The following is a 13694-nucleotide window of genomic DNA, read 5'->3' on the forward strand; positions in this document are numbered from 1 at the left end:
TTGAGGACAGAGGAGGCGCATACGTGTGAGTATTCAGATGAAAACCACCAGCAAAATAAAGGCGAGAAAACAGAGGCGAGGATTGTCTGAGCGCCAGGAAGAACGCATGTTTTGGGTTTTTATCAGCCCATGGGTAATCGGTTTTTTGGCATTTTCAGGCGGACCCATCCTCATATCACTGTTTCTGAGCTTTACAAAATATGACGTCATGTCAGCTCCGGTGTTCGTGGGTTTAAAAAACTTTATCGATCTGTTTCAGGATCCATTATTCTATAAATCGCTTGGCGTTACGCTCTACTATACCGTTCTGTCCGTGCCGTTCGACATCATCCTGGCACTGTTATTAGCGGTACTGCTCAACCAAAAGGTCAAAGGACAGGCGTTGTTCCGAACCATCTTTTACGCGCCGTCGATCATCTCAGGTGTTGCCATTTCATTTCTTTGGTCCTGGCTGTTGAACCCTATCTTCGGTGTTGTGAATTACCTGCTATCGTTTATTGGTGTGCACGGCATTCTATGGTTTTCTGGGATCCACACGGTTGTGCCGTCTTTCGTGCTGATGACCGTTACCTCTATTGGCGGCACGATGATCATCTTTCTCGCCAGTCTTCAAAGCCTGCCTTCGGATGTTTACGAAGCAGCAGCTTTAGATGGAGCCAGCAAATTTAGTCAGTTTCTGAAAGTGACCATTCCACTCATTTCGCCCGTGATTCTCTTTAACGTGATTATCGGGATCATCAATTCCTTTCAGGTGTTTACACAGGCATATGTCATTACACAAGGCGGACCAAACTACAATTCGTACTTTTATGTCTATTATCTATTTGATACCGCATTTAACCAGTTTCGGATGGGCTATGCATCCGCACAGGCTTGGATTTTATTTATTATCGTCGCGCTGTTGACGTTCCTTTCACTCCATGTTTCAAAAAAATACGTGTACTACGGAGATTCATCACAAGGAGGGAATTAAAATGGCAAAAGAGATCAGCACAAAATACGCGCCGGGAAGCCTAGGTACATCTGGCAAAGTCATTACGTATACACTGTTAGTCTTGATGTCCGCCTTTTTCCTATTCCCTGTGGTGTGGATGCTATCCACTGCTCTAAAGACGCAAGGTGCGGTTAGTTTAATGCCGCCTCAATGGATACCGCATCCGTTTCGTTGGAAAAATTTTATTGACATCTTTACCGTGGAGCCTGTAGGAAGGTATCTGTTCAATACGGTTCTCTATTCTCTGGCGTGTGTCATCGGTTCTACATTGTCATGTGCATTTGTGGCATTTGGTTTTGCCAGAATGCGCGCACGTGGGAAAAATACCATCTTTGGTTTGGTTTTAGCCACCATGATGGTACCAGCGCAAGTGACGATGATTCCACAGTATTTAGAGTTTGTGAAACTGGGCTGGATCAATACCTATCTGCCACTGACCGTACCAGCATTCTTTGCGGCAAGCGCATTTAACATCTTTCTCTTGAGACAGTTTTTTGTGGGCATTCCACGTGAACTCGATGAAGCGGTCAAGGTAGACGGGGGTGGTTACTTCACCATCTTTTTCCGAGTTGTTTTGCCTTTGTCAACACCAGCCTTGGCTACTGTGGGGATATTGGAGTTCATGGCACGGTGGAACGATTTGATGGGGCCATTGATTTACTTGAATACCACAAGTAAATTTCCCATTGCGCTGGGCCTTGCAAACTTTTCTGCAGCGTTTGGTTCAACTCCGTGGAACCTTTTGATGGCGGCCTCTGTCGTGGCAGTCATTCCATTGCTCATCCTGTTCTTTATGGCGCAGAAATACTTCATTAAGGGCATTGTCATCAACGCTTCTAAGTGACATGTTTACACTGAGAAAGGGCTTTCCCAACGGCGGGAAGGCCCTTTTTGTTTAAATATCATTTGTATAAAATCAGCAGGGTTCCTTACAGGTGCGTGAAATAGCTCCACATTGTTATGTCGGGATCCGCCGCTACCACCCCCCTGGGAAATGCCTTACAATGTCATTTCCCAATGTTCGCCCACCAAATCATGACCAAAACGATGGTGTGGTTCCTGCTTGACGAGTTCAAATCCAGCTTTCTGATAGATATTCCTCGCTGACACCAATATGCTATTGGTCCACAATACCAATCTCTTGTATCCCTTCCGTCTTGCAAAACGAATGCACTCGTCAACAAGTCGTGTTCCCAAGCCAGAACCGCGAGCCATTGGATGAACGAATAAAAGTCGTAGTTTGGCGATTTCCTCGCTATCTTGCACTACAAATATCGAACCGATGATCTGTCCATCCATTTCCGCCATCCAGCATCGTTCCTTGTCCGGGTTGTAATGGTTGATAAAATCCGAACAAATTTGGGCGACCAACGCCTCAAAATGTTCGTTCCAACCATACTCCTTGGCGTAATGATGACCATGCATATGCACGACCCACCCCATGTCACCAGGTTCGTGCTGACGCAGAAAATAAGGATCTGAATATTTCAACCCCCCACCAAGCAAGTGCTGTATTGTGTTCATAGATTGGATAAGACGCTTTTGATCTTGCTCGGAAAGCGCATCGAGCATCTCTGATATCTCTTCACGTGAACGGCTATCTAAAAGTGAAAATGCCTTTCTTCCATCCGGTGTGAGGTGAAGTAAACGCTGGCGCGCATCGTCACCTGAGGGCACTTTTTCAATCAAGCCCTTTTGTTCAAGGCGATCCAGAATGCGGCTTAGGTATCCGGAATCTAACCCCAGTTCCTTCGACAAATTCGCTGCAATCAAGTTGCGGCGGTTTGCAATTTCGTAAATGATCCGGGATTCAGTCAACGAGTATGGACTATGCAACAGACCTTCTCTCAATACACCTAAATTTCTGGTGAAAAAGCGATTAAATTGCCGAACACCTTCAATTCGATCCTCGAAAGCTCGCCTGGTCATTTCCTTTCCTCCTCGTTTGGATGCTTTTATCATCAATATATATGACTAAGGCAACTATTTGCAAATGATTTACACAATAAGTCCATTCGAGTTCGCTGAAATCTGATCATATTTATCACAGCGATTGCATCATTTCCAGTTGCCCAGATGGATGCCATCAGCGTAGGATGAGAAGACATCATTTTTGGAGGCAACAGTCCTGTTGAAATCATCTCGAATCTTTCTTTTTATTTTGTTGATCATGGCCAATCTCATTTGGTCAGGTAGCTTTCCAGCCACCAGCATTGCCACAAAGTCGCTTTCACCCGCGTTTTTGACAATGGTGCGTCTTTTTGTCGGAGGAATGGTGCTCTTTCCTTTCGTCATTCACAGCTTTAAAGTTCAACCGAAAATACGCTCGTTTCGCGCGCTTACACGGATGATTGTGCTTGGTCTTGGCGGATTTGCATTGCCTGTGACCCTTGAGTCAACAGGGATTCGCGTATCATCACCTGCGTTGGGGGCTGTGTCCATTGCGCTTGAACCTTTGTTCACCGTCTTGCTGGCCAGTCTTTTTTTACGGCAAAAACTGACGATGCGAGGGCGCGTCGCCATGTTCATCGCTGCGGTGGGCGCTTGGGTGGTTGGCGGGTGTCCGCGTCCTGGTGTTGCAGGTTTTTTGTTGGGGGACATTCTGCTTGTCATTGCCGTATTTTGCTATGCTTTCTACAATGCGTTTTCCTCCAATTGGATTCAGGATATTCCAGCCACAGCCGCGACTTCTATCATGTTGCTGGCCGGTGGCTTCGGCTGTTTGCCGTTTTGGCTTGCGACTGGACATGTCTTACCGCATCACTTGAGCTTGAACGTCCTTGTTGCAACGCTGTTCCTCGCTTTTTTTGCGACCGCAGGCGCATACCTGATTTGGGTCGTCGTCCTGCAGGATCAAAATGTCGCCAGCGCAAGCATTTCACTCTATCTTCAACCGATTTTCGGCGTCATTTTGTCGATGCTGATTGTCCATACTCGGCCAACGATGTTTTTTTACGTGGGTGCAGTCATGATCTTGTTCGCCTTGTATCTTGGTAGAAAAGGGAAAAATCAGCGTGTTGAAGAAAAAGGGATTCAAAGTGATGATAAATCAAATTGGGTAAATGACATGTGAAGAAGTACCACAGGGCATCACTAAGAAATCATGCGTTGTACGGACAGTTTTGCTCGACAATACTCGACAATACTCGATAATAAATGATGGCAGTTTGTCCGACGCATGGACGTATTGATGTCCAGGGGGCTAGTTGGATGAAGGAAACAACGTGGAAAATCTCTGTGCGGATGGCGAATCAGATGAAACTTGCCGCTGCACTCGAAGCGCTTGAGACAAAAAATCTGGATGCCTGCTTGGTTTATGATGAAATGGGGCAGGTGATTGGCGCGGTCTTGTCGCGTGAAGCTGCATTGTCATGGTCGCAAGCAGGGGAGCTTGCATATACCGCTCAACTTCCACATGAGGAACTGTTGGAAGATGCACTTTCTGCCACGTTATCGGAAGAGGATATATCTTTTCCTTGATGTTGATGCAACATTTACCATGTAAAATCCCGGGGAATGGCGTTACAGGCAACAAGCTTCGTGTAGAATCGAAGATGTAGACATTCGCGATGACGGGGTGCGCCGCCGTCCGCGAATCCAGCGGAAGCATAAAGGGGAGGGATCTCTTGAAGATTGAACAGCAAATTGTCATCCCCGCAGCGCGAACCATTAAAGATTTCGAATCCCTGCTTGCCACATCCATTGAGTACATCGTCGTACTTGATGTCCATATCGGTCAGTTGATTCATTTGAGCAAAATGGGCAGACAGCATGAAAAGAAACTGTTGGTTCACGCAGATTTGGTTCAAGGGCTGAAACCGGATGAAGCTGGAGCGCAGTTTCTCTGCCAGTGGATCCAGCCGACTGGGTTGATCTCGACGCACGCCAGTGTCATGGTGACGGCAAAGAAGCACGGTATCATCAGTATTCAAAGAATTTTTTTGCTGGATTCTCACGCTTTGGCGACGAGCGTGCGCGTCATCAAGCATTGCGATCCCGATTATGTAGAAATTTTACCAGGCGTGGTGCCGAAATTGGTGCGCGAGGTTGCCTCACAGACCAAACGCAAAGTCATCGCCGGCGGCTTTATAGAAACGATGGATGAAGTGACTGAGGTGCTTGCCGCAGGGGCCAGTGCCGTCAGTACATCTTCCCTTGAAGTAAGACAATTTTATTTCCCGACTTCATGAGCAACGAATTTTAGCAAATCCATCTGTAACAAATCCTATGTACCATTCGACTATTTTTACGTTGGGAATGAGGGATCGTATGGACGATTTCCAATCCAGTACGGCCAATGCGATTAAGGATTTATTTGAAAAGTATGGCGATGAAGTCTATCAGTACGTGCGTTATACACTTGGCGACGCGATTCAGGCTGAAGATGTAGTGCAGGAGATTTTTCTTCGCGCTTTGCAGGCTTGGCCTCGTTTTGAGCACCGCAGCAGTTCGCGCACGTGGTTGTGGTCGATTGTACGCAATTACCTAAGCGATGTGCTTCGCAGAAAAAAACGGAACAAGCGGTTCACCGAGATCGATTTGGAAATCATGGCTGACACATTGAGCGTGTCAGATTCGTTTGCATCTGTGGAATTGGACAGTGTGTTGCAAAGTGTGCCAGCAGTGTATCGTCAGGTGATTATCCTGCGCATCATTCAAGATAAAACTTCCAAAGAAGTTGCAGAACTGCTTGGTTGGACAGAAAACAAGGTTCGGGTGACATTGCACCGAGCTTTAAAAAAATTACAGCATATCATCGGGGAAAATGAGCTGGTCAGTGTATCTACACACAAAGGACGGGGTCGACATGGAATCGAGCAGACTTGAACACACACTCAAATCTCTCGCGGAACATGAAATGTCCGCAGAATTCCGGACGAAGATGCTAAATGCGATTGACGAGGCCGCCTCGACACTGCAGCCGCCGAAAAAAAGCAGGGCTTACCACAAGCGTCTGTGGCTGGGCAGTGGATTTGGCGCGACTGCAGCCGCTGTCATCGTGGCAGGTATCTGGTTGATGAATCCGATGGGTGCAACCTCATTGCCGAGCTCTGGTGCGGATACGTTTGGCGCAACTTCGAGTTCGACCGCGCAACAGTCAAACGTACATCAGACGGCTTCGGCTTCGGCTTCAGGGAAGGCAGGTACAGGTACAAGTCAAACGGCAGAAACTGGTCAAAAGACGGGTGTGGGCCAAGCGGTAGGCAAAGATGAAGCAGTAGGCACAGGCCAAAGAGCAGGAACGGGCCAAAATGAGGGCGCTGGCCACAAGGTAGAAACAGGTGAATCTGCGCCAGCGCAAGCATCATCCCAAACGGCAGGATCCAACCAGATGAAATCGAATAACACAAACACGAGCGCAGTCACAACGCATGGCGCGGTATACGGACAGCAGGCGGGTCAGCACACAGCGGATCAAACAAGCAAAACGCAGTCCGCATCAAAGGGGAGTGACACCCAACCGCAAACTGGCGGCGGTGCACCAACTACGCAAAATGCGCCAGGCGAAATCACGTCCGGGGCAGGTATCATCAATCGTCCGCACTCAGGAAGCGAGGCAAGTACGGCGGCAAACAGCGCTTCGAGTCAAACTGACGTGCAGTCTTCATTGAGCACCGGGACAGACGCGTCCGGGACACAAGTCAACCAAAGCGCCACAGTGGATTTGCCGAATGTGTTCTCTTGGAACCAGATGACGTATGTGGTTACATCGCAGGCGGTGCGACAACCAGGCCCACGGATTGGCATATACGAGCATTACAATTTATATGACGTTTCTGGCGCAAAGCAAAATGACGACGTTGTGATTTATGACGGAAGCAAATATTGGATGGCCGTGGCTGTAAAAAGTTAGAACGCCGTGCGCAATGCGACTTACTTTGGAAGAACGGGAGAGTTGTCATGGCCAAGTATGTGTTAGCGATTGATCAAGGGACGACGAGTTCGCGTGCCATCTTGTTCAATCAAGCGGGTGAAATATGTGGGATTGCCAAGCAAGAGTTCAGACAATATTTTCCGCACAATGGTTGGGTTGAGCACGATGCGATGGAAATCTGGTCCTCTGTGCAAACGGTCATCGCTGAGGTTTTGCAGCAACATGCGGTGTCTGCCAGCGACATGGTGGCCATCGGCATTACAAACCAGCGTGAGACAACTGTGATATGGGATAAACACACAGGCATCCCGATTTATCATGCGGTTGTATGGCAATCGCGGCAAAGTGCGCCTATTTGTCAGCAGTTGCAAGATGCAGGTCTGCAAAAGCTTTTTAAGGACAAAACCGGGTTGCTGATTGATCCATATTTTTCTGGAACGAAAATCAAATGGTTATTGGATCACGTCGAGGGCGCGCGCGAAAAAGCCGTCAATGGTGACTTGATGTTTGGCACGATAGACAGTTGGCTTGTCTTTAAACTTTCTGGCGGCAAAGTACATATCACAGACTATACGAACGCATCGCGCACACTGTTGTACAACATCCATGAATTGCAGTGGGATGAGGACTTGTGCGAGATTTTGGCAGTGCCGACCGCAATGCTGCCGGATGTCAAATCCTCTTCTGAAGTATATGCGATGACGGATCCTGCTGCGTTTTTTGGCGAGCGAGTGCCCATAGCCGGAATTGCGGGAGATCAACAGGCTGCGCTGTTTGGTCAAGCGTGCTTTGAAACGGGGATGGCCAAAAATACGTATGGCACGGGCTGCTTTATGTTGATGAACACGGGTGAGACAGCGGTCGAGTCGGCGCATGGTCTGTTGACCACGATTGCCTGGGGAATTGATGGAAAAGTGGAATATGCGCTTGAAGGCAGTATTTTTGTAGCGGGATCGGCCATTCAGTGGTTGCGCGATGGGTTAGGTGTCATTGAGCATGCGGCAGATAGTCAATGGTTGTCCAGTTCAGTCACTTCGGCGGATGGCGTTTATGTCGTTCCGGCTTTTGTTGGATTGGGGACGCCACATTGGGATAGCGAAGCGCGCGGTGCGGTGTTCGGTCTGACAAGAGGCACGTCAAAAGCGCATTTTGTGCGAGCGACGCTGGAATCACTGGCTTATCAAACCCGCGATGTCGTTGCGGCAATGGAAGCGGATTCTGGCATTTCGCTCAAGAAATTGCGTGTGGATGGCGGCGCAACGGCAAATGATTTTTTGCTGCAATTTCAAGCAGATATTTTGAATGTGCCAGTTGAACGACCCCATGTGCTGGAAACAACAGCCTTAGGCGCAGCGTATCTCGCAGGATTGGCCGTCGGATTTTGGGACACGCGTGCAACATTGACCCAACGTTGGCGGCGGGACAGGGCGTTTTCTGTCCAAATGGCAGAGGAAGAGCGAGCGGGCCTGTATCGTGGTTGGCAAACGGCAGTCGCCGCTACACGCGCGTTCAAATAAGGTTGTCTCTGTGCTTCATCTATCCAATTCAACTGCAGTGCGGGCTAATACACGTGGAACGGCTCATCATGATTAGGGATGACGTTGTGCGGAGGCGTAAAAAAGAGTGACCGACAGGCGCAAGAGCGGTCACTCTTTTGTGATGCTTAAAAGGAATGTTTGGTACGACGATTTAAATAAGTGCGTTTTGTTTATTGTTGGTGAGAGGCCGTTTGGGCATGATCATTTGATTTGTCGCTCATGTTCCAAATGGCAAGAATGATGGTGATTGCGCCCAAGATGATGCTCACCCAATCATCTGCCGTGCCAAGCGACATTGTGAGCGGTTGGATGATAAACCAAATGCCCAGAATAAGATTGACCCATGATTGCCAGACACCAACGCCGCCAGCGTTTTTTAGCAGCGCGGCCCAGACGGAGACGATGAGCAACACTGCGCCGAGGATGACACTGGTCCAGATGGCACCCACGTGACTTGAGAAACCAAGAGCCCATGGCGAAATGATGAACCAGATGCCAAAGATAGCCATCAGCACGTTTCTTGATTTCATGACTCAACACCTCAATTCTTATTTGTGTTTACTTTTTGTAAACTACAATCGTATTGTATATCCTTTACTTAAAAGATGTCAATGACTATGGTACAATTCATCATAAAAGAGGGTGAAATCATGATGAAAATAAACGCTGAAAATATTGCGCCGACATGCGAGAAATTTGAGTGGGCTTTTGAATTTTTGGGAAAGCCATGGACAGGATTGATCATCCGGGCACTTTTGCATGGGCCAAAACGGGCGAAGGAAATTGCAGAGAGCATACCCAACATCAGTGGTCGTGTGCTCAATCAACGCTTGAAGGAATTGGAGGATATCGAAGTGGTAAAACGCACAGTCTATACTGAGCGACCTGTGCGCATAGAGTACGAGTTGACAGAAATGGGCAAAAGCTTGGAACCAGCAATGGAAGAAGTGCAAAAATGGGCGGATATGTGGTGGGAAACCATGCAAAAGCAAGATAAATGAGCAGCTTCATTTTGAAATGCCGAACCGTTTTTGTGCGTGGTTCAACACAATCGGGTAAGGGTGTGTCTCTTTGGAACGAGAACTGGCAATGGAAATTGTTCGTGTCACCGAATTAGCTGCGCTCAACAGCGCGCGTTGGATGGGACGCGGCAAGAAGAACGAAGCAGATAATGCAGCCACAGAAGCCATGCGCAAAATGTTTGACACCGTGGCGATGGATGGAACAGTCGTGATAGGTGAAGGTGAGATGGACGAGGCGCCGATGCTCTATATTGGAGAACGACTTGGGACGGGTGCTGCGCCGGAAGTGGACATCGCTGTCGATCCGCTTGAGGGGACGAACATCGTGGCGAGCGGCCAGGCGAATGCGATGGCGGTTGTCGCCATTGCGCCGAAAGGATGTCTTTTGCATGCGCCTGACATGTATATGGACAAGCTGGCAGTGGGTCCGCGGGCGCGTGGCAAAGTACATATGGACCAGTCGGTGACAGAGAATTTACAAGCAGTCGCAAAAGCCAACGAAAAGGACATCTCGGATGTCGTGGCGGTCGTGTTAGACAGGCCGCGCCATGCGGCGTTGATCGAGGAAATTCGTCAGGCGGGCGCTCGGATCAAACTGATTGCCAATGGCGATGTGGCCGCGGCCATCAACACGGCTTTTCCGGAGCGCGGGGTGGACATCCTCTTTGGCTCCGGCGGCGCGCCGGAAGGTGTGCTCGCTGCATGTGCGCTCAAATGTCTCGGCGGCGATATCATGGGACGTTTGTTGCCGGAGACCGATGAAGAGCGGCAACGCTGTTTGGAAATGGGCATCAAGGATATCAATCAGGTGCTGATGATGGAAGATTTGGTTCGTGGCGAGGACGCCATCTTTTCGGCAACTGGCGTTACGGATGGTGACATGCTGCATGGGGTTCGTTTTTTATCGAAGACAAAGGCGCGGACACAGACCATCGTGATGCGCGCGAAGACCGGTACGGTTCGCTTTGTGGATGCGCTTCACAATTTAGATAAAAAGGTTGGCTGGGACAGGCTGTAAGTCATTTTTGCTGGACAAGCGATTGCGGGATATGGATTGACATGCTAAACTTGCGATTGACAATTTGATAACGTGAAGAGGGGCGCTAGGGGTGCCATGATGGCTGAGAAGCAGCTTGCTGCTAACCCTTTCGGACTCGACCTGGATAATACCAGCGGGAGGAAGTGCCCATCGCCATTGCAACAGCACCTCTTTTCACATGTCTACATGTGTTCTCTGGTGCTGTTTTTGTGATGTCGTGGCCTGAAACCGCGTCCGCGTCGGACGCTCAACTCCTCACGAACAAGGGAGGATGAATGACTTGGCACGTTGGAAATTGCGAGATGTGATTGTGATGGTTGTCTTGGCGATTGTATGTGGGGGCATCTATTATCTCTCCGATTTTTTGTATGATGTCATTTCGGGCGCTTGGGTGCCGCTGCAAGGACTGATCAACGGGTTGTGGATGATCGCTTCAGTTCTGGTCGCTTACGTCATCCGTCGCCCAGGTGCGGCGCTGCTGGCAGAAATGGTGGGCGCATCAGTTGAGCTGTTGCTCGGCAGTCAATGGGGATTTTCCAACTTGACATCCGGATTGGTTCAAGGCGTTGGCGCTGAACTGGCCTTCTTTATCTTTTTCTACCGCCGCTACAACTTGCCGGTATGTCTTCTGTCGGGATTTTTGGCTTCGCTTGGCTGCGCATTCCAATGGTTTTGGCAGTCCGGCGGCGACAAGCTCTCTGCAACTGTGATTGTCGGCTACTTTGTCGCGACGTTGCTGAGTGGCGTCGTGTTGGCTGGTTGGTTGCCGAAACTGGTGGGTGACGCGCTCAATCGGGCTGGTGTCGTCCGCAATTTCGCAATCGGTCAGCAAACAAGGACGTTGAATCGATGAATCGCCATATCTATGCGGAAGTTGCCAAGCGTTTGGCCATTTCCGCAGATCATCTTCGTATCACCTATGAGGGCGCTTCATCACCTGCCATTGAGGATTGCAGTTTGACAGTGTATGAAGGAGAAGCCGTCCTGATCATCGGTCCCAGCGGCAGCGGCAAAAGTACGCTGGCCATGGCCTTGGCGGGCGTCATTCCCCGTTCGATTGAAGCGACAGTCGAAGGAGAGTGCGCCTTGGCAGAACATCTGCAAGCGCCTGGCAAGATTGGGTACGTGTTTCAGGATCCAGAAGCCCAATTCTGCATGCGGCGCGTGGATGACGAAATTGCCTTCGGGCTGGAAAACATATGTGTACCAAGAGCGGCGATGCCAGATGGTATTCACGCTGCGCTGGCTGAAGTAGGCCTAACGGTCTCCACTTCGGCTGCGCATACACATTTTTCCGGGGGAATGAAACAGAAGTTGGCCATCGCTTCGGCCTTGGCGCTGACGTGTGAACTGCTGATATTGGATGAGCCAACCGCGAATCTAGATCCACTGTCGACGCGGCAGGTGTTCGAACAAGTCGCCCGTCTGCGCGAACAGGGGAAGACCCTGGTCATCATTGAGCATAAATATGAGCCGCTGTTGCCATATGTGGACAAAGTTGTCGTCGTCGATGCGACGGGTCATATCGAACAGGTGTGCACCTCCGCCGCTTGGCAGCAGCAACATCATCAGGTTCAATCCACCCATCAACTTTCTGCAAGCGCCAACGCAACCTGTATTGATGAGTCCCCCGTGCTCACGGTCGATCACGCTCGATTAACTTACGCCAATCAGCAAGTTTGGCGCGATATCACGTTTTCACTGCACCAAGGGGAGTGGGTCGCCATCCTCGGACCCAACGGTGCTGGCAAGTCCAGTTTGCTCGAAGTGATGGCTGGCCTGCAGCCGCCGACAGACGGTGCTGTGGCGTTGCACGGCAAGCCGATTTCCCGTGTGAAATCGAAACTGCGCTACCAGCAAATTGCCTACGGCTTTCAAAATCCGGAGTATCAGTTTTTGTATGAACGCGTTGGCGACGAGATGGCGGGGCGGGTCATCGCAGACTCCATCCCTGTTGACGTGCTCAAACAACTGGCCGCGTTTGGCCTTGAAGATCACGCTTTGCAATCTCCATACGCTCTGAGTCAGGGACAGAAACGTCGGTTGTCGGTTGCTGTCATGTTACAACAGGCGCATGATGTGTATCTGTTTGATGAGCCGACTTACGGTCAAGATGCAGTGTCGGAGAAGATGATTCTCGACCGTTTACAAGCGCTGCGTGAACAAGGCAAGACGATTGTCACGGTCACGCACGATATGGAACTGGTCAAACAATACGCGACGCGCGTGCTCGTCATTGCGGAACAAGGGCTGCTTTACGACGGCGATGTCAAGGGCCTTTTGCAACAGGAGCAGGTGCTCGAACGCGCGCATTTGTTGGATGACGTCAAGCCGCTTGGTCAGTTGTACAGAGCGGATACAAACGAGCGCAGCGTGGGTGTAGCACCAGGAAAACCTTCGCAGGAAAACCAGCCGCGTCCTTGGTGGACGCGCGCGCCGATGCGATCGATTCATCCAGGCGTGAAGATTCTTACGCTGCTTGTGATTTCGGTTGTCATGTTTCTATCTAACCATTTGGCGCAAGTGGGGCGGCTTTGGGTTGTGCCGCTGGTGCTGACGTTCGCGCTTGGGTGGTGTGCGCCGTGGCGTGTGGCGAAGCGCGTGTGGGTCATTTTTCCGCTCTATGGCATTTACCTCTGGACATTTGCCGCAAATGCGGCTGTTCCACCCGGCGATAGGGCGCTAGATTGGCTGTGGTTTCACATTAGTTTATATGGCTTGTGGCAGGGCGTCATCGTCGCGCTGCGCACATTTGCCACGGTCTTGCTCGCCTACGTCTTTCTTGAAACGACCGATGGCACCGATTTTGTCGTGAGCTTGAGCCAGACGTTCGCTTGTGCGCCAAAGTTGTCCTATGGTGTGATGGCAGGGACAAGTTTCATCGCCAAGTTTGAACATGAGTGGCGCACATTGCGTCGCGCGCGTCAGGTGCGTGGTCGCGCTGGTCATCCAGTCTTGCGGCCCATCACATACGCCTTGCCGATTTTGAGCCAAGCCATTCGCTTGAGTGAGCGTGTGGCCACAGCGATGGAAGCCCGCGGGTTCTACGGTCCGCCTGCAGAACAGGCGTCCAAACGCACGTATTATCGGCGCACGCCATTGCGCGCCTGGGATTTTATGTTTGGCATCGGCAGCATCGTTGTCACGCTCGCGCTGTATTTTGCTTGAGTGGGTTGGGTTTCGGATGATCGCTTTATTGAAATGAAGCGCAAAGGTGATTTGGCCA

14 protein-coding genes and 1 riboswitch are annotated in these 13694 nt (G+C 50.2%); of the genes, 12 read left to right on the forward strand and 2 right to left on the reverse strand.

Annotated features, from left to right (window positions below; translation table 11 throughout):
* The first annotated feature begins 25 nt into the window (after nt 1-25).
* Nucleotides 26-973 carry a carbohydrate ABC transporter permease gene (locus tag ACFSB2_RS01110; protein WP_377940685.1) on the forward strand — a complete coding sequence of 316 codons (948 nt, stop codon included), beginning with the start codon at nt 26-28 and terminating at the stop codon, nt 971-973.
* Nucleotide 974: 1 nt separating this feature from the next.
* Nucleotides 975-1838 carry a carbohydrate ABC transporter permease gene (locus ACFSB2_RS01115; RefSeq protein WP_377940686.1) on the forward strand — a complete coding sequence of 288 codons (864 nt, stop codon included), beginning with the start codon at nt 975-977 and terminating at the stop codon, nt 1836-1838.
* 155 nt (nt 1839-1993) lie between these two features.
* On the opposite strand, the gene ACFSB2_RS01120 is transcribed toward ACFSB2_RS01115, so the two are convergent.
* Entirely contained in the window at nt 1994-2923 is a 930-nt protein-coding gene (locus ACFSB2_RS01120) for a bifunctional helix-turn-helix transcriptional regulator/GNAT family N-acetyltransferase (protein ID WP_377940687.1), read from the reverse strand.
* Nucleotides 2924-3125: 202 nt separating this feature from the next.
* Here ACFSB2_RS01120 and ACFSB2_RS01125 point away from each other — a divergent pair, with 202 nt between their 5' ends.
* The 6 genes from ACFSB2_RS01125 to glpK all read left to right on the forward strand — a co-directional run bounded on the left by ACFSB2_RS01125 (nt 3126) and on the right by glpK (nt 8386).
* A complete protein-coding gene (locus ACFSB2_RS01125; protein ID WP_377940688.1) occupies nt 3126-4067 on the forward strand; it encodes a DMT family transporter in 942 nt (313 codons plus the stop codon).
* Between the two features lie 137 nt (nt 4068-4204).
* Nucleotides 4205-4474, forward strand: coding sequence for a hypothetical protein (locus ACFSB2_RS01130; protein WP_377940689.1), 270 nt, complete (start codon nt 4205-4207; stop codon nt 4472-4474).
* A 146-nt stretch (nt 4475-4620) separates the two neighbouring features.
* Nucleotides 4621-5184, forward strand: a complete 564-nt coding sequence (locus ACFSB2_RS01135) for a glycerol-3-phosphate responsive antiterminator (RefSeq protein ID WP_377940690.1) — start codon at nt 4621-4623, stop codon at nt 5182-5184.
* Between the two features lie 79 nt (nt 5185-5263).
* On the forward strand, nt 5264-5821 hold the full coding sequence (locus ACFSB2_RS01140) for an RNA polymerase sigma factor (protein WP_377940691.1): 558 nt from the start codon (nt 5264-5266) through the stop codon (nt 5819-5821).
* Nucleotides 5802-6848 (forward strand): hypothetical protein, encoded by a 1047-nt coding sequence (locus ACFSB2_RS01145; RefSeq protein ID WP_377940692.1) that lies wholly within the window; start codon nt 5802-5804, stop codon nt 6846-6848. The genes ACFSB2_RS01140 and ACFSB2_RS01145 overlap by 20 nt, the downstream gene beginning before the upstream one ends.
* Nucleotides 6849-6895: 47 nt before the next feature.
* The gene (gene glpK / locus ACFSB2_RS01150; protein WP_377940693.1) at nt 6896-8386 is read left to right on the forward strand and encodes a glycerol kinase GlpK; all 1491 of its coding nucleotides are present in this window, start codon (nt 6896-6898) and stop codon (nt 8384-8386) included.
* 191 nt (nt 8387-8577) lie between these two features.
* Here glpK and ACFSB2_RS01155 read toward each other — a convergent pair whose 3' ends face one another.
* On the reverse strand, nt 8578-8937 hold the full coding sequence (locus ACFSB2_RS01155; protein WP_377940694.1) for an SPW repeat protein: 360 nt from the start codon (nt 8935-8937) through the stop codon (nt 8578-8580).
* A 123-nt stretch (nt 8938-9060) separates the two neighbouring features.
* Here ACFSB2_RS01155 and ACFSB2_RS01160 point away from each other — a divergent pair, with 123 nt between their 5' ends.
* The 4 genes from ACFSB2_RS01160 (at nt 9061) to ACFSB2_RS01175 (ending at nt 13636) form a co-directional block, all read left to right on the forward strand.
* The gene (locus tag ACFSB2_RS01160; protein ID WP_377940858.1) at nt 9061-9408 is read left to right on the forward strand and encodes a winged helix-turn-helix transcriptional regulator; all 348 of its coding nucleotides are present in this window, start codon (nt 9061-9063) and stop codon (nt 9406-9408) included.
* Between the two features lie 70 nt (nt 9409-9478).
* On the forward strand, nt 9479-10447 hold the full coding sequence (gene glpX, locus ACFSB2_RS01165; protein WP_377940695.1) for a class II fructose-bisphosphatase: 969 nt from the start codon (nt 9479-9481) through the stop codon (nt 10445-10447).
* Nucleotides 10448-10524: 77 nt separating this feature from the next.
* A riboswitch (TPP riboswitch) is annotated at nt 10525-10627 on the forward strand.
* Between the two features lie 121 nt (nt 10628-10748).
* Nucleotides 10749-11321: an ECF transporter S component gene (locus tag ACFSB2_RS01170; RefSeq protein ID WP_377940697.1), complete on the forward strand. Its 573-nt coding sequence runs from the start codon at nt 10749-10751 to the stop codon at nt 11319-11321.
* Nucleotides 11318-13636 carry an ATP-binding cassette domain-containing protein gene (locus tag ACFSB2_RS01175; protein WP_377940699.1) on the forward strand — a complete coding sequence of 773 codons (2319 nt, stop codon included), beginning with the start codon at nt 11318-11320 and terminating at the stop codon, nt 13634-13636. Before ACFSB2_RS01170 ends, ACFSB2_RS01175 begins: the two co-directional genes overlap by 4 nt.
* The last annotated feature ends 58 nt before the right edge of the window (nt 13637-13694 follow it).

The sequence above is a fragment of the Alicyclobacillus fodiniaquatilis genome, from assembly GCF_042678105.1.
GTDB classification, from domain to species: Bacteria; Bacillota; Bacilli; order Alicyclobacillales; family Alicyclobacillaceae; genus Alicyclobacillus; species Alicyclobacillus fodiniaquatilis.